Annotated in this window: 20 protein-coding genes and 1 tRNA gene; 10 read left to right on the top strand and 11 right to left on the bottom strand. The window is 70.5% G+C overall.

The genetic code is table 11. The features are described 5' to 3' along the window. Positions 1-152: 152 nt before the first annotated feature. The gene (locus H0E82_RS09055; RefSeq protein ID WP_180545128.1) at positions 153-1,643 is read right to left on the bottom strand and encodes an alanine/glycine:cation symporter family protein; all 1,491 of its coding nucleotides are present in this window, start codon (positions 1,641-1,643) and stop codon (positions 153-155) included. Positions 1,644-1,800: 157 nt separating this feature from the next. Between H0E82_RS09055 and purD the strand changes: the two genes are divergently transcribed. Next, positions 1,801-3,105, top strand: coding sequence for a phosphoribosylamine--glycine ligase (gene purD, locus H0E82_RS09060; RefSeq protein ID WP_180545129.1), 1,305 nt, complete (start codon positions 1,801-1,803; stop codon positions 3,103-3,105). 25 nt (positions 3,106-3,130) lie between these two features. Then, positions 3,131-3,658 (top strand): acyl-CoA thioesterase, encoded by a 528-nt coding sequence (locus H0E82_RS09065; protein WP_180545130.1) that lies wholly within the window; start codon positions 3,131-3,133, stop codon positions 3,656-3,658. On the opposite strand, the gene H0E82_RS09070 is transcribed toward H0E82_RS09065, so the two are convergent. Further along, positions 3,646-6,003 (bottom strand): TonB-dependent receptor, encoded by a 2,358-nt coding sequence (locus H0E82_RS09070; protein ID WP_180545131.1) that lies wholly within the window; start codon positions 6,001-6,003, stop codon positions 3,646-3,648. The genes H0E82_RS09065 and H0E82_RS09070 overlap by 13 nt on opposite strands. A gap of 138 nt (positions 6,004-6,141) precedes the next feature. Between H0E82_RS09070 and H0E82_RS09075 the strand changes: the two genes are divergently transcribed. The 4 genes from H0E82_RS09075 (at position 6,142) to H0E82_RS09090 (ending at position 11,575) form a co-directional block, all read left to right on the top strand. Beyond that, positions 6,142-8,304, top strand: coding sequence for an alkaline phosphatase D family protein (locus H0E82_RS09075; RefSeq protein ID WP_180545132.1), 2,163 nt, complete (start codon positions 6,142-6,144; stop codon positions 8,302-8,304). Between the two features lie 370 nt (positions 8,305-8,674). Next, the gene (locus H0E82_RS09080; RefSeq protein ID WP_180545133.1) at positions 8,675-10,639 is read left to right on the top strand and encodes an MFS transporter; all 1,965 of its coding nucleotides are present in this window, start codon (positions 8,675-8,677) and stop codon (positions 10,637-10,639) included. A gap of 94 nt (positions 10,640-10,733) precedes the next feature. Further along, entirely contained in the window at positions 10,734-11,138 is a 405-nt protein-coding gene (locus H0E82_RS09085; protein WP_180545134.1) for a CD225/dispanin family protein, read from the top strand. Beyond that, positions 11,138-11,575, top strand: coding sequence for a DUF2752 domain-containing protein (locus H0E82_RS09090; RefSeq protein WP_180545135.1), 438 nt, complete (start codon positions 11,138-11,140; stop codon positions 11,573-11,575). The genes H0E82_RS09085 and H0E82_RS09090 overlap by 1 nt, the downstream gene beginning before the upstream one ends. A 12-nt stretch (positions 11,576-11,587) precedes the next feature. Here the strand turns inward: H0E82_RS09090 and nudC are convergent, their stop codons facing one another. The 3 genes from nudC to H0E82_RS09105 are packed head-to-tail and all read right to left on the bottom strand — an operon-like array spanning position 11,588 to position 13,652. Beyond that, a complete protein-coding gene (nudC, locus tag H0E82_RS09095; protein WP_180545136.1) occupies positions 11,588-12,469 on the bottom strand; it encodes an NAD(+) diphosphatase in 882 nt (293 codons plus the stop codon). A gap of 44 nt (positions 12,470-12,513) precedes the next feature. Further along, a complete protein-coding gene (erpA, locus tag H0E82_RS09100; protein ID WP_180545137.1) occupies positions 12,514-12,888 on the bottom strand; it encodes an iron-sulfur cluster insertion protein ErpA in 375 nt (124 codons plus the stop codon). Between the two features lie 32 nt (positions 12,889-12,920). Further along, positions 12,921-13,652 carry a DUF6776 family protein gene (locus tag H0E82_RS09105; RefSeq protein ID WP_235974247.1) on the bottom strand — a complete coding sequence of 244 codons (732 nt, stop codon included), beginning with the start codon at positions 13,650-13,652 and terminating at the stop codon, positions 12,921-12,923. A 108-nt stretch (positions 13,653-13,760) separates the two neighbouring features. Between H0E82_RS09105 and H0E82_RS09110 the strand changes: the two genes are divergently transcribed. The 3 genes from H0E82_RS09110 to H0E82_RS16815 all read left to right on the top strand — a co-directional run bounded on the left by H0E82_RS09110 (position 13,761) and on the right by H0E82_RS16815 (position 19,280). Next, positions 13,761-14,342: a DUF4126 domain-containing protein gene (locus H0E82_RS09110; protein WP_180545138.1), complete on the top strand. Its 582-nt coding sequence runs from the start codon at positions 13,761-13,763 to the stop codon at positions 14,340-14,342. 79 nt (positions 14,343-14,421) lie between these two features. Beyond that, positions 14,422-16,242 (top strand): EAL domain-containing protein, encoded by a 1,821-nt coding sequence (locus H0E82_RS09115; protein WP_180545139.1) that lies wholly within the window; start codon positions 14,422-14,424, stop codon positions 16,240-16,242. A 5-nt stretch (positions 16,243-16,247) separates the two neighbouring features. Further along, on the top strand, positions 16,248-19,280 hold the full coding sequence (locus tag H0E82_RS16815) for a hybrid sensor histidine kinase/response regulator (protein ID WP_235974248.1): 3,033 nt from the start codon (positions 16,248-16,250) through the stop codon (positions 19,278-19,280). Positions 19,281-19,306: 26 nt separating this feature from the next. On the opposite strand, the gene bfr is transcribed toward H0E82_RS16815, so the two are convergent. From bfr to H0E82_RS09145, 4 genes are all read right to left on the bottom strand, one after another. Next, complete coding sequence (gene bfr, locus H0E82_RS09130) at positions 19,307-19,780, bottom strand: bacterioferritin (RefSeq protein WP_180545140.1); 474 nt, start codon at positions 19,778-19,780, stop codon at positions 19,307-19,309. A 113-nt stretch (positions 19,781-19,893) separates the two neighbouring features. After that, entirely contained in the window at positions 19,894-20,106 is a 213-nt protein-coding gene (locus H0E82_RS09135) for a (2Fe-2S)-binding protein (protein WP_180545141.1), read from the bottom strand. 70 nt (positions 20,107-20,176) lie between these two features. Continuing rightward, positions 20,177-20,770 carry an RNA pyrophosphohydrolase gene (locus H0E82_RS09140; protein ID WP_180545142.1) on the bottom strand — a complete coding sequence of 198 codons (594 nt, stop codon included), beginning with the start codon at positions 20,768-20,770 and terminating at the stop codon, positions 20,177-20,179. A gap of 411 nt (positions 20,771-21,181) precedes the next feature. Further along, complete coding sequence (locus tag H0E82_RS09145) at positions 21,182-22,378, bottom strand: glycosyltransferase (protein ID WP_180545143.1); 1,197 nt, start codon at positions 22,376-22,378, stop codon at positions 21,182-21,184. A gap of 27 nt (positions 22,379-22,405) precedes the next feature. Here H0E82_RS09145 and H0E82_RS09150 point away from each other — a divergent pair, with 27 nt between their 5' ends. Further along, a complete protein-coding gene (locus tag H0E82_RS09150; protein ID WP_180545144.1) occupies positions 22,406-22,885 on the top strand; it encodes a hypothetical protein in 480 nt (159 codons plus the stop codon). Positions 22,886-23,519: 634 nt separating this feature from the next. Here the strand turns inward: H0E82_RS09150 and H0E82_RS09155 are convergent. Then, positions 23,520-23,762 carry a hypothetical protein gene (locus tag H0E82_RS09155; RefSeq protein ID WP_180545145.1) on the bottom strand — a complete coding sequence of 81 codons (243 nt, stop codon included), beginning with the start codon at positions 23,760-23,762 and terminating at the stop codon, positions 23,520-23,522. Positions 23,763-23,871: 109 nt separating this feature from the next. Further along, positions 23,872-23,948, bottom strand: a tRNA-Met gene (locus H0E82_RS09160). Between the last annotated feature and the right edge of the window lie 72 nt (positions 23,949-24,020).

Consider the following 24,020-nt stretch of genomic DNA (forward strand, 5'->3'; position numbering starts at 1 on the left):
TCATTCCCGGCGGATGTGCGTGCGCGGGACTGCCGATGCGTCTCCAGTGTCCGCGCCCGGCCGCTTACGAAGCCGAAGCCTGCAACAGCACCTGCCTGCGCCGCATCCTCGAACGCGGAACCACGGCTGCGCCAACCGGCATGCGCCGCGCGTCAGGCCCGGGACGTGTCGGCCGGCGTCGTCACCGGGGCAACGGTCCGGGTCGCAGTCCAGATACTGCGATCGATGGTGTCGCCAAGTTCCGGGAAATCCGCCGCGTCCAGGCGCGGCGATGTTTCGCCGGCGCGGATCTTGCGGTCGTAGTCGCGGGTCAGGCGCACGGCGACGCCCGACAGCAGCACGATCGCCAGCAGATTGACGATCGCCATCAGGCCCATCGCCGCATCCGCGGTGTCCCACACGATGTCCAGGCGTGCGAACGCGCCCCAGCCCACCATGCCCAGGCACCCCAGGCGCAGTAGCAGCATCGCGACGCGACCGCCGCGCAGGAACACCAGCGCACTCTCGGCATAGGCGTAGTTGCCGAGGATCGAGGTCGTGGCGAAGAACGCCAGTGCGATCGCGATGAAGGTCGGCCCCCAGCCGCCGAAGTGGATGGCCATCGCCTGCTGGGTGAGCACCGCGCCGTCGCCGCCGGCGGTGTCGAGCGCCCCCGACAGCAGGATCATCAGCGCGGTCGCGGTGCAGATCACCAGTGTGTCGACGAAGACACCGAAGGCCTGCAGCAGGCCCTGGCTGGCCGGATGGTGCGGCGAGGGCGTGGCCGATGCGGCGATGTTGGGCGCGCTGCCCATGCCGGCCTCGTTGGAGAACAGGCCACGCTTGACGCCGTTGAGCAGCGCGACCGCCAGTCCGCCGAGCACACCGCCGGCCGCCTGGTCGAGACCGAGCGCGCTGCGCACGATCAGCGCCAGCATCGCCGGCACGTCCCCGAGATTGGTCACGATCACCCAGGCGGCGAGCAGCAGATAGGCCAGCGCCATCGCCGGCACCACCAGCTCCGCGATCGCCGCCACGCGGCGCAGACCACCGAAGATCACCGGCGCCGCGACGGCGACGAGCACCAGCGCCGTCCATCCGGGCGCGACGCCCCAGGCGCCGGTCACCGCTTCGGAAATCGAATTGGCCTGCACGGCGCTGAACACCAGGCCGAACGCCAGTATCAGGCAGACCGAGAAGATCGCGCCCAGCCAGGGCTTGCGCAGGCCGTGGGCCATGTAGAACGCCGGACCGCCGCGGTAATGCCCGGCGGCGTCGCGGCGCTTGTACAGCTGGGCGAGCGCACTTTCGACATAGGCTGTCGCCATGCCGAAGCAGGCCACCAGCCACATCCAGAAGATCGCGCCGGGGCCGCCCACGGTCAGCGCGATCGCCACGCCGACGAGATTGCCCGTCCCCACCCGCGAGGCGAGGCTGGTGCACAGCGACTGCAGCGGCGAGATGCCGGCGTGGTCACCCTCGGTGCCACGCACCAGGCCCGAGAGCATCTTCGGAAACCGGCGGAACTGGATGAAGCCCAGGCGCACACTGAACCAGACACCGACCAGTGGCAGCACGCCCACCAGAACGTAGTTCCAGAGCACGCCGTTGATCGCATCGACGACGGGCGCGAGCGCGGATTCGATCAGCGGGACGACATCCATCGGCGCGGTGGACTCCGGTGCGGGAACGGGGACCGAGCCTAGCATCCGCGCCGTGTGCGTCCGGATGCACGTACGCGTCGCGGCCCGGCGCATATGCCGGCAGGCGCGTCCTGGCGCCAGCCGCTAAAATCGGGCTCCCCTTCAGTCTGGTGGTCTCATGCAGAAGCTGCTCGTCATCGGCGCCGGTGGCCGCGAACACGCGCTGGCGTGGAAGCTCGCGCAATCGGCCCACGTCGGCGAAGTGCTGGTCGCACCGGGCAACGCCGGCACCGCGCGCGAGCCGAAATGCCGCAACGTGGCCGTCACGGCGACCGATCTCGACGCGCTGCTGGCCCTCGCACGCGACGAGGGCGTCGCCTTCACCGTCGTCGGCCCCGAAGCGCCGCTGGTGGCCGGCGTGGTCGACCGTTTCCAGCAGGCGGGGCTGCGCATCTTCGGGCCGTCCGCGGCCGCGGCCCAGCTCGAGGGCAGCAAAGCCTTCGCCAAGGATTTCCTCGCCCGCCATGGGATTCCGACCGCGGGCTACTCGGTGTTCACCGACGCCGACACCGCGGTCGAGTACGTACGCCAGCACGGCGCACCGATCGTCATCAAGGCCGATGGCCTGGCCGCGGGCAAGGGCGTGATCGTCGCGACCTCTGTGGACGAGGCGGAAGCCGCGATCACCGACATGCTGTCGGGCAACGCCTTCGGCGCGGCCGGTGCGCGCGTGGTGATCGAGGAATTCCTCGACGGCGAGGAAGCCAGCTTCATCGCGATGGTCGACGGCACCACGGCGCTGCCGATGGCGACCAGCCAGGACCACAAGCGCGTCGGCGACGGCGACACCGGCCCCAACACCGGCGGCATGGGCGCGTACTCGCCCGCACCGGTGGTCACGCCCGAGGTGCACGCGCGGATCCTGCGCGAGGTCATCGAGCCGACCGTGCGCGGCATGGCCGCCGACGGCGTGCCGTTCACCGGGTTCCTCTATGCGGGCCTGATGATCGATGCGAGCGGCGCGCCCAAGGTCATCGAGTTCAACGTCCGCTTCGGCGACCCCGAGACCCAGCCGGTGATGATGCGGCTGACCTCGGATTTCGCCGCGCTGATCGAGGCCGGCATCGACGGCCGCCTGGATACGGTGCAGGCCGGCTGGGACCCGCGTCCCGCGCTCGGCGTGGTGATGGCCGCCGAACATTACCCGGGCACACCGCGCACCGGCGACGTCATCAACACCTGGGACACGCCGCCGCTGGCCGATACCAAGGTCTTCCATGCCGGCACGACGCTCGACGCCCACGGCCAGGCGGTGACCGCCGGCGGTCGCGTGCTGTGCGTGGCGGCACTCGGCGACACCGTCGCCGACGCGCAGACGCGCGCCTACGGCGAGCTCGCCGGCATCTCCTGGCCTGGCGAGTTCCACCGACACGACATCGGCTGGCGCGCGATCGCGCGCGAACGGGCTGCGCAGGACGGCTGACCATCCACGCCATCGGAGCATCGTCATGATTCCAGGCAACACCCAGCTGAGCATGACCGTGCTGATGACGCCGGACATGGCGAACTTCTCCGGCAACGTGCACGGCGGCACGTTGTTGAAGTACCTCGACGAGGTGGCCTATGCCTGCGCCAGCCGCTACGCCGGGCGCTACGTGGTCACGCTGTCGGTGGACCAGGTAACCTTCCGCGAGCCCATCCACGTCGGTGAACTGGTGACCTTCCTCGCATCGGTGAACTACACCGGGCGCACGTCGATGGAGGTCGGCATCAAGGTCGTCACCGAGGACATCCGCAACCGCGCGGTGCGCCACACCAACAGCTGCTTCTTCACGATGGTGGCGATGGACGAGCACGGTGGCACGACGCCGGTGCCACCGCTCGAACCCGTCACGGCGGACGAGCGGCGCCGTTTCGAACAGGGCCGGCAACGCCGCGAGATCCGCCAGGAACTCGAGCGCCGCTATCGCGCGGTCCGCGAGGATCCCGGCACAGCCCCGGCCGGGGCCCCGCCGGCGTCCGATCAGAACGTGTAACCGACGCGCACGCCGTAGAGCCGCGGGCTGCCCGGCACGAAGGTCGGAATGCCGAACAGCGCGCCGGTGTTGCCGGCATCGATCAGGTACTGCCGGTCGGTGAGGTTCTGCGCATAGACTCCGAGATCCCAGCCGCCGGCCAGGCGCAGGCCGGCATTGAGGTTCAACAGGCCGTAGGCGCCCTGCTCGATGCCGGGCCGGTTGTCGTCCTCGAAGAACACCTGCGAGCGCCAGGTGTAGTTGGGCCGCACATAGGCCGCGCCGCCATTGCCCAGCGGCATCTGCCAGTCGAGACCCAGCGCGACGGTGTGCTCGGGCGTGAGCCGGAAGCGGTTGCCGGCCAGCGACTGCGGGTTGCCGGCATCGTCGACCGCGTTGAACTTCGCATCGATCCAGCCGTAGTTGACGAAGCCGCCGAGCCGATCGGTGAAGCGGTGCATCAGCGCCGCCTCGACACCGACGGCGCGCGCGTTGCCGCCATCGGCGGTGATGTAGAACGGCGGTGCGTTCGGGTTCTCCACCTGCGCCTGGAAGTTGCTGTAGTCGTAGTAGAACGCCGCGAGGTCGTAGGTGAAGCGGCCGGCGGCGGCTTCGCCCTTCAGGCCCAGCTCGTAGTTCCAGACGATCTCCGCCGCGACTTCCTCGATGGCGCCGTCGTTGAACTGCAGCAGGTCCGGCCGGCGCCCGCGCGACACACTGGCGTAGCCGTTGAGCGTATCGGTGAACCGGTAGCCGGCGACCACGCGACCGACGACGGAGGAGAACGTGTCGGATGCCTGCAGGCGGCCGCCGGTCGGCGCGGACAGCGCGTTGGGAAACGCGACGTTGTCGGGGAACGACGGCAGGAACAGTCCGAGCACACTGGGGACGCCGTCGAACAACGCTTCGTAGCCGGACCGGATGTCCTCGCGGGTGTAGCGCAGGCCCAGGGTGAGATCGAAGCGGTCGGTCAGCGACCAGGTGCCATCGGCGAAGAGTTCGAGCGCACGCGTATCGCCGAAGTTGGCGTATTCCTCGGTGTGCCGCGCCTTGAGCGGCAACACCGGAGGCAGGCCGAGCAGCTGCTGCAACGCCGGATGGACGGTGATCACCGACAGCGCGGTGTTCGGCGTGCCATCGGGATTGAGCAGCGGCACCACCGGCAACAGACCGCCGGCGGCCGCGGTCAGGGTGGGCGACAGCAGCGCGTAGAGGCTGCGCTCGTCCGTGCTGAAGGGCACGCGCTGCGAGCCGGATTCGTCGAACCAGCTGGCGCCGGCGAAGCCGCGGAATGCGCCGCCGCCGTCGTAGTTGAAGCGGATCTCCTGGCTGAACTGGCGGCCGGCGGCGATCTCGGCGAATTCGAGCAGGTCGGCCTGCGAGCCGTCGCCGTCGAACTGCTCGGTGGAGTCGAAGCGGCGCCAGCCGGTGATCGTCGCCAGCGTCCAGTCGTCGCCGAGGCGGAGGTCGCCGAGCAGCGTGGCGCTGTCGACGGTGCGGTCGAGACCGAGCTGCGCGCCGCGGTTGAGATCGGCGGCGCTGTCCCAGAAATTGGTACTGCCTTCGCGCGTGGGGATGTTGCCGCTGCGGAACGCGGTGCCCGGCGGGGTGTCGCGCTGGTGGTTGAGGACGAGATCCAGCGTGCCGGTGTCGCCGAGATCCCAGCGCAGCGCGCCGCGGATCGCCTGCGTATCGCGCCCGTTGAGGTCGCCGCCGGCGAGATTGTCGATGCTGCCGTCGCGCTGCTGGTGGAACACGGCGACGCGGCCGTAGAGCGTGTCGTCGACCAGCGGTGTGTTGAGGTGGCCGGTGAAGTAGGTTTCGCCGAAGTTGCCCATCCCTGCGCGGAATGCGCCGCCGAAGCGGCCGCGCGCCTTGTTCTGGATCAGGTGCACCGCACCGATCTGCGCGCCGCGGCCGAACAGCGTGCCCTGCGGGCCGCGCAGCACCTCGACGCGCTCCATGTCGAACAGCTCGACCACCGAGCCGCGCGAGCGGCTGATCGACACGCCGTCCTGGAACACCGACACGCGCGGCTCGCTGCTGGCATCGCCGCTGTCGGAGGTGATGCCGCGGATCACGAAGCCGGGATTGTTCGGGCTCTGCACCTGGGTCTGCAGGCCGGGCACGTAATTGCCGAGCTGCTCGAAGCCGTCGACGCCGAGCGCGTCGAGGAATTCGCCCGACAGCGCGGTGATCGCGATCGGCACGTCCTGCACCTGCTGCTCGCGCTTCTGCGCGGTCACCGTGATCCGGTCGAGCTCCTGCGGCGAGGTCATCGCAGACTGCGCATGGACATCGGCGGCGACGAGCGAAGCGAGGCCGGCCAGCAATGCCGGCACGAGTGGATGGACGCGGACAGGCATGGTGCGGGTTCCCCGGAAGTGGACGGTAAACGCCCAGCATTGTGGCCGCGCATTGCGCGCACTTGATCCGGCGATGACATCCTCGTGACGCGGCGGCCGGCAGCGCGCGCAACGGCAGCGTCATGCGCAGCGCCGACGATGCCCGCTTCGCCCGCCATCGCCAGCCCACGCATGCCCGTCCTGACGCGTCGCCGTTTCCTGTCCGCCCTCGTCGTCGCCGCCTCGGCGACCGTGCTTCCGTCGCTGCCCGCGGCCGCGCGCAGCGCGACGCGCGTCTCGCGCACGCTGTTTCCGCAGTCGGTCGCGTCCGGTGATCCGCGCCCGGACCGCGTGCTGCTGTGGACGCGCGTCGCTACCGACGCGCCGATGCCGGTGCGCCTGCAGGTGGCCGAGGACGCGGCTTTCGAACGGCTGCGCGTGGATCGCATGCTCACGCCCGTGGACGGCAGCGACGGCTGCATCAAGGTGCGGGTCGAGGGGCTCGCACCGGCGACGACCTACCACTACCGCTTCGTCGCAGGCGACGGCGCCGATGCGCCGACGTCGCCGCACGGCCGCACGCGTACCGCGCCGGCGCCGGATGCCGACGTGCCGGTGCGCTTCGCGTTCCTCAGCTGCCAGGACTACGGCGGGCGCTGGTACAACAGCTTGTTGCCGCTGCTGGGCGAAGACCTCGACTTCATCCTGCACCTCGGCGATTTCATCTACGAGACCGCCGGCGATCCGCAGTTCCAGCAGCAGAGCGCCGAACGCGCGATCGTGTTCGACGACCAGGACGGCGCACTCCGGCTCGAACGCGGCGGCAGCGCGTATTACGCCGCGCGCAGCCTCGACAACTACCGCCAGCTGCACCGCACGTTCCGCACCGACGAGGTGCTGCAGGCGCTGCTCGAACGCGCGCCCCTGGTCGCGGTCTGGGACGACCACGAGTTCTCCGACGACTGCTGGCAGGACGTGGGCACCTACCACGACGGCGCGCGCGACGAGCGCGACCGCGAACGCCGCCGCAATGCCGAGCAGGCCTATTTCGAATACCTGCCGGTCGACCTGGAACTGGCCGACGGTGCGCAATTGCCTGTCGCACGCGCGCAGCTGTTTCCGAACCTGCGGATCTGGCGCGGGCTGCGCTTCGGCCGCGCACTCGATCTGCTGGTCACCGACTACCGCAGCGCGCGGCCGGACCACGCGATTCCCGAGGACGCGTTTCCCGGCGCGCTGGCCTTCGACGAGGCGCAGCTGCGCGCGGGGCTGCCGAAGCTCGGACTGGATCCGGCGCAGGTGCTGCCGACGCTGGTGCCCTACGTTCCGCTCGACGCAGCGGACCGGGCGCCGCTGCGCGCGGTCGCGCATGCGGGCGCACTGCAGGCCGCCCGGAGCGCCGGCCTCGATGCCGCCGCCGCCCGCCGTTACGCGGACGCCGCGATCGCAGGCGGCGTCGCCCTGCCCGCGCTCGCGCCGATGCTCGAGGCCTGGAACGCAGCCGCGCCGGCGGACGCGCAGCTTACGCTGCCCGATGCCGCCGGCCTGCCGCGCGGCCTGCCGTGGCTGGCGCTGGGCAAGACATCGGCCTTCAGCGACATCGGCGCGCGCTACGTCGTCGTGCAGGCGGGCTTCGACCTGTTCGCCGCGCTGCGCGCGCTCGACGGCGCGCAGTCGCCGTTCGCCGCCGACCAGCGCGACTGGCTGCAGACGCGCGTGCGCGGCAGTGATGCGCGCTTCAAGGTCGTCGCCAGCTCGGTGTCGTTCACCTCGCTGGTGCTCGATCTGGCCGATCCCGCGCTCGATGCACCCGAGCCGATGCGCCGCCGCTTCTATCTCAACCTCGACCAATGGGACGGCTTTCCGGCCGAGCGCGCGCGCCTGTTGTCGGAGGTGTTCGACCCGGCCGGCGGCACGATCCTGCTCTCGGGCGACATCCACGCCAGCTTCGCCACCCAGCACAGCGAACGTACCGTCGAGTTCACGACGCCGGCGGTGTCGTCGGACACCATCGGCAGCATCGTCGCGCGCAGCGCGTCGGGCGACGACCCGCAGGCGCAGGCCACCCGGCGTCTCGCGGCGGCGCTGGATACGGTGCTCGCCCACGGCAATCCGTCGATCCGCTACGCGCAGACGCGCCGCCACGGCGTCGGCCTGGTGCACATCGCGGGTGATGCGGTCGAGGCCGGTTTCATCGAGTTGCCCGAGTCGGTCACGCGCACGCGCCATTACGATGCGCCGGACGCGATCGGTCCGATGCTGCAACGGCATCGCTTCGCGTTCTCGCGCGGCGACATGCGACTGCGACGCATCGAGGGGTAACGGCCGCCGCTGCGACGCTGCAGGCGCGCAGGGACCAGCGCCGACGTGACACGGTGGCCGGCAGGGTTCGAGGTCCCGCGACCTCGGCATCCCGCACGCGTGCGACCGGCGACCGCGAGCGCCGGCGTCCCGGCCTTCGCGTGCCGCGTGGATGCAACCGGCACCCGTTCCACGACCAAACGCCCGCCACGCAAGCGTCCTTGTCCGATGACATGCCGATCGGCGGGCCCGTGATCGCGGGCGGATACGTGTCCCGGTGCACGTCCAGCGCTGTCGTGCCGTGCGTTCCGGATGCCCCGACCGCGCGCAGCACACGCCTTGTGGATCGACGTCAGCCTGCTAGGCTCCGCGCAATCGACGAGGAGCCCGAATGGCCGGCCAGTCCCAGTTCGCCCTGCTGCGCCAGCGGCGCTTCCTGCCCTACTTCACCGTCCAGGCTCTGGGCGCGTTCAACGACAACGTCTACCGCCAGTCGATCATCGCGCTGCTGTTCGTGCTCGGCGTCAGCACGGCGGAACGCACGCTCTACACCAACCTCGCGCCGGCCCTCTTCATCCTGCCCTACTTCCTGTTCTCGGCGATCGCCGGGCAGATCGCGGAGAAGGTCGAGAAGCAGAAGCTCATCGTCGTCACCACGGCGATGGAGATCGGGATCATGTCGCTGGCGGCGATCGGCTTTCTGCTGGCGAGCATGCCGGTGCTGCTGGTCGCATTGTTCCTGACCGGCACGCAGTCGACGCTGTTCGGCCCGGTCAAGTACTCGATCCTGCCCTCGGTGCTGCGTCCCGAAGAACTGACCGGCGGCAACGGCCTGGTCGAGATGGGCACGTCGATCGCGATTCTCGCCGGCATGATCTACGGCGGCCTGGTGTTCAAGATCGCCGGCAGTTACGGGCCGGAGGCCGCGGCGGCATCGGTGGTGGCACTGGCCGTCACCGGCAACGTGGTGGCGCGGCTGATTCCCAAGGTCGATGCCGGCGCGCCGGAGCTCAAGGTCAACTGGAATCCGGTCCCCGAATCGGTCGCCGTGATGCGGCTCGCGCGGCGCCAGCTCGCCGTGCGCAACGCGATCCTCGGCGTGTCGTGGTTCTGGTTCGTCGGCACCGTGCTGACCGCGCAGCTCCCGACCTACGCCGAGGTCCATCTGGGCGGCGTCGTCAACGACACCGCGCTGTACATCTTCGCGCTGGCGCTGTTCTCGGTCGGCGTCGGTGTGGGTTCGCTGCTGTGCGAGAAACTCTCTGCGCGGACGGTCGAACTCGGCCTGGTGCCCCTTGGCGCGTTCGGCATCACCGTCTTCCTGCTCGACCTCTACCTCGCGCGGCCCGGCCAGCCGCCGGCCACCGGCCTGTCGATCGCCGCGTTCCTGGCCACGCCCGGCGGCTGGCGGATCGCACTCGACCTCACCGGCATCGGCCTGTTCACCGGTGTTTTCGTGGTGCCGCTGTTCGCGCTGATCCAGAGCCGGACCCCGAAGTCGGAGCTGTCGCGGGTGATCGCCGGCCTGAACATCCAGAACTCGTTGTTCATCGTCACCGCCGCAGTGCTGGGGGTGCTGGTGCAGATGGACGGGGTGACCCTGGCCGGCCTGCGCATCCCGCTGCCGGGCCTGAGCATTCCCCAGGTGTTCCTGGCGCTCGGCGTCGCGAACCTGCTCGTGGCGGTGTGGATCTTCACCCTGGTGCCCGAGTTCCTGATGCGCCTGGCCAGCATGGTGCTGGTGCGCACGCTCTACCGGCTGCGCGAGCGCGACGTGGATCCGGCGATCCCGGCCGAGGGCCCGGCGCTGATCGTCTGCAACCACGTCAGCTACATGGATGCGCTGATCCTGGCGGCCACGATTCCGCGTCCGGTGCGTTTCGTCATGGACCACCGCATCTTCGCGATCCCCGGCATGCGCTGGATCTTCCGCCACGCCAAGGCGATCCCGATCGCCGGCGCGAGGGACGATCCCGCGTTGATGCAGCGTGCGTTCGATGCCATCGATGCGGCCCTGGCCGAGGGCGAACTGGTGGGCATCTTTCCCGAGGGACGCCTGACCCGCGACGGCGAGATCGCCGCATTCCGTGGCGGGGTCGAGCGCATCCTGGCGCGCGCCGCCGAACGCGGACAGCCGGTGCCCGTCGTGGCGATGGCGCTGCGTGGCATGTGGAGCAGCATGTGGAGCCGGCGCAGCGAAGCCGCCGGCGCCGGGCGCCTGGCCAGGATGCGCGTGCCGCGTCGCTTCCGCGCGCAGGTCGAAGTGGTGGCCGCGCCGCGCATCGTCGAGCCGGCGGCGATGAGCGCCGCGGCGCTCGAAGCCTGCGTGCGCGGGCTGCGCGGCGACGCCGCCTGAGTCCGCAAGTCGACGGCAGGCGGGTACAGTACCGCCGACGCCGGCCCTCGCGGAGGAGGTCCGGACGCATCCTCGCCTTGCACAGGAGACCACCATGAGCTCGATTCCGCCCGTTCCACCGGCCGCCCCGCCCCCGCCTCCACCCGGCGATCCCTACGGCGCACCGTCCGCGATGCCGGGCTCGCCCATCGCGCCGGGCACCGTGCCGAACTATCTGGTCTGGGCGATCGTCGCCACCGTGCTGTCGATCTGCCTGTGCTGCATCGTCGGCACCATTCCCGGCATCGTCGCGATCGTATTCGCCGCAAAGGTCAACACGCTGCTCGGACAGGGCGACCTGGCCGGCGCGCAGCGCGCATCCAACACCGCCAAGGTGTGGTGCTGGGTGACCACCGGCCTGTGCATCGTCGGCCTGCTGTGGACGGTCTACTCGATGACCGTGGGCGGCGGCATGGAAATGTACCGGCAGATCTTCGAACAGATCCAGGCTGGCGGCTGATGGCCATCGCGCGCAGCCCGACGTCGCGTCGTCTCCCCGTCACGAAGGTCGCCCTCGCGGGCGCCGGCGTGGCGGCGGCGGGCGCGGGCGTCTGGCTGCTGCGCGTTTTCGATCCCAACGCGCCGGGCAATCCGTTTCCGCCGTGCCTGTTCTACGCCACCACGGGCTGGCACTGTCCCGGCTGCGGCATGACCCGCTGCCTGCACGCCCTCGTCCACGGCGATCTGGGACAGGCGCTGGCGATGAATCCACTGATGCTGGTCGCCATCCTCGCCGCCCCGCTCCTCGTCGCCTGGCGGATGGGCTGGCGTCCGCGCGTGCTGCAGCCGCTGGCGCGCTGGATGTCGACGGCGACGTTCTGGCTGGGCCTGATCGCGCTCTACGGCATCGCACGCAACCTGCCCTGGGCGCCCTTCAGCTGGCTCGCACCCGGCTGAACCTCTCGCGGCTCACCCGGCGCTGCTGCGCATCGCATACCAGCGGGCGATGAGCCAGCGCGAGATCGACGAGACCGGCGAAAGCTGCAGATCGGGGTGGCCATCGTCCAAGGCGAGGCCGATCGCCTCGGCTTCGAACCAGCGCGCGTCCTCCAGCTCGTCGTTGACGCGCGGCACGTCCGGTTCCGCTTCGGCCACGAAGCCCAGCATCAGCGACGACGGAAACGGCCACGGCTGCGAGGCGAGATAGCGGCAGCTGCGCACCCGCACGCCGCTCTCTTCGAACACTTCGCGCATGACGGTCTGTTCCAGGGTCTCGCCCGGCTCGACGAATCCCGCAAGCGTCGAGTAGCGGCGCGCCGGCCACGCGCCCTGTCGCCCGAGCAGCAGCCGCGATCCGTCGGAGACGGCCACGATCACAGCGGGATCCGTCCTCGGGTAGTGCTCGATGCCGCAACCGGTACAGCGCCCGAGCCAGCCCGCACGCGCCCACGCCAGCGGCGCGGCGCATGCGCCGCAGTAGCGCTGCCGGTCGCGCCAGTGCAGTACGGCCCGCGCCTGCGCGAAGGCCGTCGCCTCGCGTGCAGGCCACTGAGCCGCGGCGCTGCGCAGATCCACGAAGCCCTGCGCAGGCACCGCCGGCGGCGCGTCGGCAGCCGGCAGGGCGAACCAGCCCTGTTCGCCGTGCAGGCCCAGGAACACCGCACTCGAGGGCCGCTGACCGACCGCGGTCCCGGTCAGCGCCGGCGGTCCGCCGTGCGCGTCCACGGCCGCATCGCCACGCGCATCCAGCAGCAGGACGCGCGCCTCGGGCCAGAGCCTGGCGAGCGCGGCGGAGTCGGTGCGCAGGTGTTCGGCGCGATCGAGCGGGGCATCGACGAAGCTGAAGTCCATGCGGCGATTATCGCCGCTGCCGCGCCCGTCGCGGGTGGCCGGACTCAGACGGTGAAGCTGCTGCCGCAGCCGCAGGTGGACTTCGCGTTGGGATTGCGGATGGTGAACTGCGCACCGTGCAGGCTTTCCACATAGTCGACCGACGCGCCCATCAGGTACTGCAGGCTCAGCGGGTCGACCACCAGGGTCACCGCATCGGTCACGATGGCCAGGTCGTCGTCGCTGCGCTGCTCGTCGAACTCGAAGCCGTACTGGAAGCCCGAACACCCTCCGCCCTGGATGTAGACCCGCAGGTTCAGGGCCGGATTGCCTTCGCCCTCGATCAGCTCGCGCACCTTGGCCGCGGCCGCAGGCGTGAATTCCAGCGGCCGCTCCAGGGACTGGTAACCCGGTGCTTCGATCGTGAGGACATCGTTCATGGCTGCAAGGATGGGGGTCCCCTGCTCCCGCTTCAAGCGTCCGGACCGGAACGCGGCGTCACATCGGCCCAGCTGAAGGCGCGATCCACCGCGCCGCCGCGTTCCGGCGCGAGGCGCACCGTGACCCGCAGCGGCTGGAAACCGGGCGGAAGCACGATGTCGCCCTCGATCTGCTGGAAGTACTTGAACGAGAACGCCACGCCGCCGGCGTCCGTGCCCGGGCGCAGATCGGCCCATTCCAGGGTCTCGATCCGGCCACCGCGGGTGCCTTCGATCGCCAGACGCATCTCGCCGGTGCTGGCGGCATCCCGACTCAGGCTCTGGGTGAGCGTGGCGGTGTAGTGCCAGCCCTGGTCGGTGCGCGGTTGCAGCCGCAACTCGTGCACCGTGAGCCCGCGCCGCTGCGCGGTGGAACCGACGAACCGCTCGTAGAACGCGACGTCCGCGCGCAAGGCCACGATCTCCTCGTCGCGTTCGGCCAGCGTGCCCTGCAGCTCCCGGTTGGCGTCGCGACTGATCTGGTCGGACCGGGTCAGCGTGGCCACCTGCTGCTGCAGACCCTCGATCTGCGCGGCCGCCGCGCCGAGTTCGCGCTGCGGATTGGTGCCGGAAGGCGCGAACACCTGCCATGCGCCCCACAGCCCGAACACCAGCGAGAGCAGCACCGCAGCCAGCAGCCCGAGGATCAGGCGCATGCCCGGCATGGGCGCCGGCGCGGACGCTGTCGGCCGGGGCGCCTGCCCGGTGGGATCGGTTTCGGTCATCGGCACGGTATAGCGAGGCTGCGGAAGCAGCGTCAAGCGCGTGGCCTGCCTATACTCGCCGGCGTTGGGCGGCCGTTGCACTCGCGCCGCCGGTGTCGGGAGCAGCGGATGTCCGAGGCCCAGTTGTTCGCGACCGGTGTCCTGCTGGCCTGGCTGGCAGGCATCCGCGTCTATCTCACGGTCTTCGGCGTCGGAGTCGCAGGCGCGCTCGGCTGGCTCGACTTGCCGCCTGCGCTGGAGGCGGCGGCATCGCCCTGGGTGCTCGGGGTCGCCGGCAGCCTCGCCGTTGCGGAATTCTTCGCCGACAAGATTCCGGGCATCGATTCCGGCTGGGACCTGCTGCACACGCTGGCCCGGGTGCCGGCCGGCGCGTTTCTGGCCGCGGCCGCGCTGTCGCCCGATGGCGAACTCGGCGGCGGCATGCTCGCCACCGGCGCCGGCGTCGCCTTCGCCAGTCATGTGCTCAAGTCCGGAACGCGGCTGATGCTCAACCTGTCGCCCGAGCCGGTGAGCAACGTGGCCGCCTCGTCGACCGAGGACGTCGTGACCCTCGGCGCACTGGGCCTGGTGCTCGTATCGCCCTGGCTGGCGCTGACCCTGGTGCTGGCGGTGGCGGCGCTTGCAGTGCTGCTCCTCGCGCTGGTGTGGCGGCGGTTGCGGCCCGGCGGCCGTCGACGCGCCGCGGGCTGAGCCCTTCCGGCCTTCGCGCTGCGCCGGGCGCCACCGGTTAAAGTTGCCGGCCTGCCTTCATCGCGTCACAGTCCACGCCATGTCCGACGCCGACAGCCGACACCGCGCCGAATTTCCGCCTGCCGCCTACTGGCGCCGCTGGGCCGCAGACGCCGGCCAGCCCCGCCTGCCCGAGGATCCGGCCGAGGCGGCGCGTGCCGATGCACCGCCCGCCGGTCCGGCGTCGACGCCGAATGCAGCGCCCGAGCCGGCCCATCGCGTGCTCATCGTCGAAGACGATCCCAGCCAGGCGCTGTTCGCCGAAAGCGTGCTCAACGGCGCGGGCTTCGAGGCACGCGTGGTCGGCGTGGCGGCTGAATTCCTGATCACCGCGGCCGAGTTCCAGCCCGCGCTGGTGTTGATGGACCTGCACATGCCGGGCATGGACGGCGCCGAATTGACCGCGCTGCTCCGGCAACAGCCGGCGCTCGCACACATTCCGGTGGTGTTCCTGACCGGCGACGACGATCCGGAGCGCCAGTTCGAGGTGATGGAGGTCGGTGCCGACGACTTCCTCACCAAGCCGGTGCGCCCGCGGCATCTGGTCGCGGCGGTGCAGAACCGCATCCGCCGGGCACGCGCACTGCAGCAGATGGCCGACCCCGGTCGCCATCCGGTGACCGGTCTGCACAGCCGGCTGCAGCTCCTGCAACAACTGGCCGCGGCGATTCCCGCGCGTCCTGCCGGGGCGCTCGCCTTCATCGAGGTCGAAGGCATCACCGCCCTGCGTGACCGCTACGGCTATGCGGGGCTCGAGACCATCCTCACCGATGCCGGACGGCATCTGCGCGAGCTGGTCGGCGATGCGTCCGCGACCCGGCTCAACGACACGACGTTCCTGGTGTTCGCGCCCGAGATCGCGCGGACGTCGCTCGATGCCTGGGCGCGCGGATTGCGCGACGGCATCGGCAGCCATCCGTTCCCGCTGGGCGACCAGCGCATCCGCCTGCGAGCGCTGGTCGGCTATGCGGATCTGGCTCACGGCTACGAGGATCCCGGAACCGCGCTGGCGTCGGCCGAACAGGCGCTGCGCGACGCGCGCGGTACGCCGATCGGCATTGCAGTGCACCTGCCCGTGGCCGCGCCCGCGCCGGGCGCCGCACCCGACGCCTTCGCCGGCGATCTGCGCGACGCACTGGCCGACAACCGCATCGAGCTCGCGTTCCAGCCGATCGTCGCGGTCGCCGGGGGCGATCAGGCGCAGTACCAGACCCTGCTGCGACTGCGCGGTCGCGATGGCGAGCTGCATTCCGCGGCGCGGATCCTGCCCGCCGCCGAGAGCGCCGGACTGCTGCACGACATCGACCGCCGGGTCATCGAACTCGCACTGGCCACGCTGGTCGAGCGCAATGCGCGGGGCGGTGCGATGCGTCTGTTCGTGTCGCAGTCCTCGCGCAGCCTGATCCAGCCGGGGTATGCGGACTGGCTGCTGCAGCTGGTGGAGGCTTCGTCGGTCGGCAACGGTGCACTGGTGATCGACGTGCGCCAGGACGATGCCCTGATCCACGCGCTTTCGCTGCAGGAGTTCTGCTCGGCGATGGTGCCGGCGGGCGTGCAGCTGTGCCTGGGCCAATATGCGGCGGGCGACGACGCCGACGCCCTGCTCGCCCAGTTGCCGCTCGGCTTCGTGAGGCTGGCGGCGCGCTATTCCACCCAGCTCGACGAACCCAAGATCCGCGACGAGATGCGCGGCGCGATCGAGCGCGCCCATCGCCTCGGGCTGCAGGTGATCGGCCAGCAGGTCGAGGACCCGCAGGCCGCGGCCACGCTCTGGATGAGCGGGATCGATTTCATCCAGGGCAATCTCGTCCAGCGCGTCGCCGATGCGCTCGACTTCGATTTCCACCACTCGGTGCTCTGACCCAGATGATCATCCGCCGCCGTCCGTCCGCCCTGATGCTGCGCTGGCCCGCGCTCGGGGCAGCCGCCGGCGCCGCCCTGACGATGCTGCTGGAAACCCTCGGCATTCCGGGCCCCTGGCAGGGGATCGCCCTGATCCTGGCCCTTGTCGCGGTGTTCGCTTCGCTGGCCCTGAGCCTGCGCCTGCACCAGGGCGTGCGCGAGCTCGAAGCCGCCGACGAGCGCCTGCGCCAGGACGAACTGGCCCTCGGCGAGCTGCACCGCGAACTCGAGGAGCGCAGCCGGCTCGAACTCGAGCTGCGCCAGGCCAAGAACGCAGCGGAATCGGCAGTGATGGCCAAGGGCGAGTTCCTGGCCACGATGAGCCACGAGATCCGCACCCCGCTCAACGGCATCACGCCGATGCTCGACCTGCTGATGCACGCGCCTCTGGCGCCGGACCACGCGGAGCTGGTGCGCACGGCCTACCTGTCCTCGCAGCAGATGCAGCGCATCGTCGACGACATCCTCGACTACTCCAAGCTCGAATCCGACAAGCTCGAACTCGAGACCACGGGCTTCCACCTGCGTGAACTGCTCGAAAGCGTCACCCAGCTGATGGAGCGCGCAGCGCAGAGCAAGGGCCTGCGGCTCGGTCTGCAGGTCGATCCGGCCGTGCGCCTGCCGGTGCGCGGCGACCCGGTCCGCCTGCGGCAGGTGCTCGGCAACCTGATCAGCAACGCTGTGAAGTTCACCGAGCGCGGCGGCATCACCATCTCCGTGCGCCGGCTCGGCGAGAGCCCCAGCCAGCACCAGCTCCGTTTCGAAGTGCGCGACACGGGCATCGGCATCGCCCAGGCGGCGCAGACCCGTCTGTTCCAGGCCTTCAGCCAGGCGGATGCCTCGACCACCCGGCTCTATGGCGGCACCGGCCTGGGCCTGGCCATCTCGCGGCGCATCGTCGAGCTGATGGGCGGGCGGATCGGTGTGGAGTCCGAACCGGGCGCGGGGTCGACCTTCTGGTTCGAGGTGCCCCTGCTCAAGGCCCAGGGCGACATGCCGGTCGACGATGCCGCGCCGCGCGAAGGCCGCGCCCTGCTGCTGAGCGCCGATCCCAGGCTGCGCCTGCGGCTGTCGATGCTGCTGCCCAACTGGGGACTGCGGGTCAGCGCGGTGGAGACCACCCAGGAAGCCCTCGACCGCCTGCGCACCGCCGCGACCCAGGGCTCGCCGTGGGCGTATTCGACCGTGGTCGCCGACCTCTCGGGGATGCGCAATACCGCCGTCGCCCTGTACCGCAACCTGACCCGCCAGGCGGCGTACGGCCGGTTGCGGCTGGTCTGCCTGTACGGCGACGAGCCGGTGGCCGAAGAACTCCGCCAGGGCACCACGTTGCTCAGTCGCCAGGCTCCCGACGCCGATCTGCGCGCCGCGGTGCTCGACCTGCAGGCGCCCGCCGCGGCGGGCAGCCCTCGTACGCCGGCACCGGACGGTGCCGGTCCTTCCCAGTCCCCGGCCCCCGCAGGCACCGCCATCGAGCCGTCCACTCGCACCGATTCGGGCCGCAGCGCGCCGCCACGCAAGCCGCGCGTTCTTCTGGTCGAGGACAACCCGGTCAACCTGATGGTCGGCCAGCGCCTGCTCTCGGTGCTCGGCATCACCTGCGACACCGCCAGCAACGGTGAGGCCGCGCTGCTGAAGATCGCCGATGCCCGCTACGACATCGTGCTCATGGACTGCCAGATGCCGGTCATGGACGGCTACACGGCCACCCGCCGCTGGCGCGAGCACGAGGCGGCCCTCGACGACGGACGGCGCCTGCCGATCATCGCGATGACCGCCAACGCCATGGCGGGTGATCGCCAGAAGTGCCTGGACGCAGGCATGGACGACTACCTCGCCAAACCGGTCACACGCAGCGAGCTCGAGCGCTGCCTGCACCACTGGTGGGATCCCGAGGCTGCCGGCAGCGGCGATGCGCACGGCGACGCCGACAGCGACAGCGAACCCGACACCCGGACCACGGCGCCCGAGGCGGGCGCGCCCCGCACGGAGACCGTGTCGGCTGCAACGATGCCGCCCCTGCAGGCGCCCGGCCCGGCTGTCCGCCCGTCGGGGCCGACCCCGGAGGCGGCATCCGCAGCACCGGCGCAGCCGGCGGTTCAAGCCGCAGCAGTGCCGCCCGCAGACACCGTCGCGGATCCCGCATGGGAGCTGGTGCTGGACCTCGACGTCGCCGACGCCGACGCCCCGATCCTGCCCGCGGCGGCAGCGCAGTCCGCAGCGCCCGCGCCGCGGAACGCGCCGGTGACCCCAATCGCCCCGCCTGTTGCCCCGACGGTGGTTCCGCCCCCCGAGCGGGTGATTCCCGCGCCGTCACCGGCCGCCACGGCTGCAGCACCGGTGGTTCCGGTGGCCTCGATGCCGGTCTCCGTGCCGACAGCCGCACTTGCGCCGCCGGGAGCTGCGCCACTGGACCCGCCCACGCCGGGCGCGGTGCGGACCGGCCCGATCCCGCCGCAGCCCGTAGCGTCGCCGCTGCCGCCGCGCCCAGCCTCGGCGCCGTCTACAGATGCGTTCCAGACTGGGGCCAGGGCACCCGGCCCTGCGCCGAATCCAGCGCCTGCCCCGGCACCGGCGCCAGCACCCGCACCGACCTCATCTCCGGCGGCGATGCCGACCGCGGGCTCCGCCACCTTGCCACCGGTGATCGACCAGGATGTGCTCGACGACCTGCGTGCGCTGCTCGGCGAGGAAGTGGACCGGCTCATCGACGTGTTCCTCGAGGACACCCCGCGCCTGCTCGCGGCCCTGGAGAATGCCGTCGACGGCCCCGACTACGCCGCGCTGCGCGAAGCGGCGCATTCCCTGAAATCGTCCAGCGCCAATCTCGGTGCGATGTCGCTGTCGGCCGCCGCGCGGCGCATCGAGACCGCCGCGCGCGAGCGCGCGCTCGAGCGCCCCGCCGTGGCGGTGGCGCTGGTGACCAACGAGTTCGCGCGTGTGCGGCGTGCGCTGCGCGACGTCATGCAGACCCGGGCACCGTCGGGCGTCGACTGACGTTCGCAGCGACCCGCCCGGGCGACTCAGTCGTCGCCGAGCTGGCTCTGCAGATAGTTTTCCTCGCCGATCCGCGCGATCAGGTCGAGCTGGGTTTCGAGCCAGTCGACGTGTTCTTCCTCGTTCTCGAGGATGTCGGACAGCAGTTTGCGGCTGACGAAATCACCGACCGACTCGCAATGCGCGATCGCTTCGCGCAGCAGCGGCAGGCCGTCGAGTTCGAGCGCGAGATCGCACTCCAGCAGCTCGCGAGGCGTCTCGCCGATGCGCAGCTTGCCGAGCGCCTGGAAATTGGGCAGGCCTTCGAGAAACAGGATGCGCTCCGACAGCACGTCGGCATGCTTCATCTCCTCGATCGACTCCTTGTACTCGTGCTTGGCCAGCAGCTCGAGTCCCCAGTTCTTCAGCATCTTGGCGTGCAGGAAGTACTGGTTGATCGCCGTGAGCTCGTTGTAGAGCGCCTGGTTGAGAAAACGGATGACCTGCGCGTCGCCCTTCATCGGCGTGCTCCTGGAATGCGGACGCCGCTACTCTAGCCACTCGTCGGCAGCGATGACGGAACGCGAATCGTGCGCATTGTTACCCGCGCGACACACCGCGCGGCGCTGTCAGGTCAGGCAGCGGATGCGATCAGCGGCAATTCGATCAGCGGCGTGGCGGAGCGTGCGTAATACGCATCGAGCAGTCCGGCGGCCATGTCCATGCAGCTGCCGCAGGTTGCGCCGCAGCCCGTGCGCATCGTCAGTTCCGTCACCTCGCGACAGCCGTTGGCAGCGGCCTGGCGGATCTGGGTATCGGTGACGCCGTTGCAGATGCAGACGTACAAGGCAGGTGTCCTGGCGGTCGGGCTGGAGCCATTTCGCCAGAAACGAGAATCACTGTCAAATGAGAAGGATTCAGCTTGCGCCGTCGGAGTCGCGGCTGCGGGCGGGTACGGCCTGGCGCGGCCGCCGCTGCGGGCGACGCAGGCGCGGCCGCGCCTCGGCCAAGGCCTGCGGGATGGCGTGGGTGCCGGCGACCTGCCGCGCATACGGCGCCAGATGGCGCAACGCGCTGCTGTAGACCCCTCGCTTGAACACGACCACATGATCGAGCGGATACCAGAAATCCACCCATCGCCAGTGATCGAACTCGGGCTTGTCGGTCAGATCGAGGCGCAGGTGGGCTTCGTCGCCGACGAACTGCAGCAGGAACCAGACCTGCTTCTGGCCCACGCACACGACACGGTCGTTGCGCCGGATGGCCCGCTGCGGCAGGCGGTAGCGCAGCCAGCCGGGGGTCGCGCCGAGCACGGCGACATGTTCGGGCAACAGCCCGGTTTCCTCGCGCAGCTCGCGGTACATCGCCTCGAGCGGCGTCTCGTCGGTGTTCATCCCGCCCTGCGGGAACTGCCAGCCGTCGCGGCGGACGCGCCGTGCCCAGAACACCCGGCCATCCGGGCGCATCAGCACGATTCCGACGTTGGGCCTGAACCCGTCCGGATCGATCACGATGCGGACTCCTAAATGCGATTGACTTGCGTCACTGGCTTCGACTCTGCCACGGGGACGCCGGGGCGACAAGCCGGGGGCGGCACCGCGTCGATACGATACGGACCCGATCGCGGACCGCGCCCGCTCGGCATTTCGAGCGAGACCTTACGGCGTATTCGCAGCGGATTGCGCGCAAGCACGCCCGGCCGTGCACGCAAGCCGCATACCCCGGCCCGCGCAGTCGCCCGGCAGCCTGTCGACGCCCCAGCCCATCCGGATCGAGCGGGACCGGATGCATCCCGCGTCATCGAAGACGACATCCGCGCCCTTCCGAACGGCATCCGATGCCTCGCGCGGGCGTCGGCTTCCATCCGCGCGAGGCACTCATCGCAGCGCGGGATTGCGGGCCGGACGCCCCCGGGCCGGTGATCAGGCGATCGACCGCACGCTCTCGCCGGACACGGGCCGACGTCGCGGCAGTTCGATCACGTGCTTGCCGGCCAGGTACGAGCGCGCCTGGGGCCGCAGACCCGATGCATGCGCGGCCTTCACTTCCTGCGCGACCACCGCCGCAGCGTTCTCCCACGAAGTGGCGGCGACCAGCCGCTGCTGCTCGGTCACGCGCTGCGCGCGCCCGTCGGGCGTCTCGGCGAGCGCCGCGCGACAGGCGGCGACGAAGGTATCGGCGTCGGCGGCCAGCGCAACGCCCGAGGCATAGAGCCGGCGCACATCGGCGATCTCGGTACTGACCACCGGCTTGCCCGCGGACATGTATTCGAGTGTCTTGGTGGGGCTGATGAAACGCGTCGATTCGTTGAGCGCGAAAGGCATCAGACAGACGTCCCAGGCGGCGAGGACGTCGGGCAGGTCGTCGTAGGCTTGCTGCGGCAGGTAATGCAGATTGGCGCGCTGCGGCAGCGTGGCCGGATCGATCTTGACCACCGGACCGAGTACGCAGACCTGCCAGCCCGGCTCCGCATCGGTTAGATGCGCCAGCAGATCGAGGTCCAGCCGCTCGTCGACCACGCCGTAGTAACCCAGCCGGGGATGCGCGATCCCATCGAACAGCGGGCTCGACGCGTGACCCGCCCCGCGGGGCGAAAAATGCGCCGCATCGACGCTGCTGGGCAACGAATGCACGTTCGGGTTGGCGTGACGCTTGGCGTCGTACAGCGAGGGCCCGCCGGTGAACACCACATTGGCGATGTCGAGCAGGGTCTTCTCCCGCCGGAGCAGCTGCGGGGGCGCGCCCTTGAAGGCACTGAGTTCGTCCATGCAGTCGTAGACGATCACCTGCGGCGCGAGACCGCCGAGCAACGGCAGGGCCATCGGTGTGTACATCCACGCCCCGTACTGGGTAATGCCCTGCGCGTCGAGATAATCGCGCAGGAGTGCGCCGACGGGCTCGAACTGGCTGTCGTCGAAGCCGTGGCCCGGCGCGCGCGTGTGCGGCTGGAGCACGGTGACACCAGGCGCGGGCGTGGTGACCGACAAGCCGGGCTCACCCGGGACGGGCTCCTCGACGACCAGGATGTTCCAGTGGGACGCAAGACGCGCGAGCAGATGCTGGGGGCGCTGGTAGACGAAGTTCCAGCGCAGATGCGAGAAGACGATCAGGGTTTCCATGGGGCTCCAGAGGGTGCATGACGGCGGGTGATCCGCGCGTTCGATGTCGTGTTGCGCACGCGCGAGCGCATGCACGTGATCGGGATCGAGACGGTGCTGGCGGCCTTCGGCAACCCCGCGCCCTCGGCCGGTGCGATGCCAGTGGTCGGGCTCTTCGCGGCAGGCCCGGTCGAGCACCGCATCCAGGCAGGCCCCGCGCACATCCGTGTCGCCGGCAACGGCGCAGCGCGCCCAGCCCGCGAACCCGCCCAGCGGCGCGGCGCGCGTGCCACCGATATGGCGGGGCCGCCGAAGAGGATGGGGCCCCGGCGGGCGCGGACGTCGGGCCGCACGGTACGAGACGGGTGTTCGCGCGGACCACTGCGCGCGTGCATCGACACGACCGCCACCTCCGAACCCTGGTCCCCGGAACTGGCGGATGCCGCAACGTTCGGTATCGGCACGCGACTCACGGCGTGCGCACCCTGTCCGCCTGCGCGGGGAGCGAAAGGAACCTTGCAGGGGTAGACAGCACGACCATGACGATCACGACTCCTCGGAAGCAGTGCCAGGCCGCGCGACTCGCTTCGTACCGGGGGATGTACGGATCGATCTGTGACTCGATCGCGAGCGGTCGAGCGCGGGACACACACGCTGCGCGCGGGCCGGCGTGTATCCCGTGAATGACGGTGCCCGCCGGCATGAAGAAGATGCAGCGCTGGCGGCCGATGGAGCGGCCGCGGCGCGACTGCAGGCCGGCCCCGTGCCGTCGAGGCCGTCGTCGACGCCGTCGACACGTGAGGCGCTCGAACCGGACGCCCATCCGTCGGCGCGCCCCGCGCGGAGCCGGGATTCGCACGCGGAGCGCGCTTCCGGTGTCGCTGGTACCACCCGCTGACGCCGACACCCAGCAGGCACCGCCCCGCGCATCGCCGCTCGCAACGGCCCTTTGCTGAGCCTCGCGCCCCGGATCGGCATCGGCATCGACCCCGCTGCCTGCCAAGTGCAGGCATGGCGATGGAACCCGCTGCGCGCGCCGGATCCCGTACACAGCCGGCTGGCAGCCGCGCCCGACGGCCCCGACGATCTCGTGGCAGCTGAGGCGGTGTTCTGGGCCGATCGCAGCAGGTCCGCCGGCACACGGCCGACCGCCGCGTCGGGCTCAGCGTCGACGCACCATGCTCCGCGGCATCGCGCCCTGCGGCAGCTTGCGCGTCGACGCCACCACGATCACCGCCGCCGACAGCAGCGTGCCCGCGATCATCGCGCCCAGCGCCATGAGGCCGCGGGTGGAGATGGCGACCTCCGCCTGCAGCGATGCGCTGCCGGCTGACAGCCGCAGCGACGCGGTATGCGACGAAGATGTGGCGGCGCGCGCCGTGCGCCCCGGTCCGGAGTCGGCCATGGCGTGTCCCTCCTTCCTGCGTTCGGGCCGCGGAGTCTGGACGCCGGTGCGTGAATGCCGCGCCGATCCGTAGATACGCAAAACCCCGCACGGGGCGGGGTCTCGAGTGTGGTGGCTATGGGTGGACTCGAACCACCGACCCCAGCATTATGAGTGCTGTGCTCTAACCGGCTGAGCTACATAGCCATCGGTCGCGCGGGCATGTCGTCCGCGACGAGCCGCGCATTCTGCATCGACCGGGGCCACGCGTCAACGTGG

The organism is Luteimonas deserti, from assembly GCF_013425765.1.
GTDB lineage: Bacteria > Pseudomonadota > Gammaproteobacteria > Xanthomonadales > Xanthomonadaceae > Luteimonas > Luteimonas deserti.

Bases quoted from the DNA above. Each gene is read 5' to 3' on its own strand.
- H0E82_RS09055 (WP_180545128.1), bottom strand. From the start codon at position 1,643: ATGGATGTCGTCCCGCTGATCGAATCCGCGCTCGCGCCCGTCGTCGAT.
- H0E82_RS09105 (WP_235974247.1), bottom strand. From the start codon at position 13,652: ATGACCGAAACCGATCCCACCGGGCAGGCGCCCCGGCCGACAGCGTCC.
- H0E82_RS09145 (WP_180545143.1), bottom strand. From the start codon at position 22,378: ATGGAAACCCTGATCGTCTTCTCGCATCTGCGCTGGAACTTCGTCTAC.
- H0E82_RS09085 (WP_180545134.1), top strand. From the start codon at position 10,734: ATGAGCTCGATTCCGCCCGTTCCACCGGCCGCCCCGCCCCCGCCTCCA.
- H0E82_RS09070 (WP_180545131.1), bottom strand. From the start codon at position 6,003: ATGCCTGTCCGCGTCCATCCACTCGTGCCGGCATTGCTGGCCGGCCTC.
- nudC (WP_180545136.1), bottom strand. From the start codon at position 12,469: ATGGACTTCAGCTTCGTCGATGCCCCGCTCGATCGCGCCGAACACCTG.
- bfr (WP_180545140.1), bottom strand. From the start codon at position 19,780: ATGAAGGGCGACGCGCAGGTCATCCGTTTTCTCAACCAGGCGCTCTAC.
- purD (WP_180545129.1), top strand. From the start codon at position 1,801: ATGCAGAAGCTGCTCGTCATCGGCGCCGGTGGCCGCGAACACGCGCTG.
- H0E82_RS16815 (WP_235974248.1), top strand. From the start codon at position 16,248: ATGATCATCCGCCGCCGTCCGTCCGCCCTGATGCTGCGCTGGCCCGCG.
- H0E82_RS09080 (WP_180545133.1), top strand. From the start codon at position 8,675: ATGGCCGGCCAGTCCCAGTTCGCCCTGCTGCGCCAGCGGCGCTTCCTG.
- H0E82_RS09090 (WP_180545135.1), top strand. From the start codon at position 11,138: ATGGCCATCGCGCGCAGCCCGACGTCGCGTCGTCTCCCCGTCACGAAG.
- H0E82_RS09065 (WP_180545130.1), top strand. From the start codon at position 3,131: ATGATTCCAGGCAACACCCAGCTGAGCATGACCGTGCTGATGACGCCG.
- erpA (WP_180545137.1), bottom strand. From the start codon at position 12,888: ATGAACGATGTCCTCACGATCGAAGCACCGGGTTACCAGTCCCTGGAG.
- H0E82_RS09110 (WP_180545138.1), top strand. From the start codon at position 13,761: ATGTCCGAGGCCCAGTTGTTCGCGACCGGTGTCCTGCTGGCCTGGCTG.
- H0E82_RS09075 (WP_180545132.1), top strand. From the start codon at position 6,142: ATGCCCGCTTCGCCCGCCATCGCCAGCCCACGCATGCCCGTCCTGACG.
- H0E82_RS09115 (WP_180545139.1), top strand. From the start codon at position 14,422: ATGTCCGACGCCGACAGCCGACACCGCGCCGAATTTCCGCCTGCCGCC.
- H0E82_RS09155 (WP_180545145.1), bottom strand. From the start codon at position 23,762: ATGGCCGACTCCGGACCGGGGCGCACGGCGCGCGCCGCCACATCTTCG.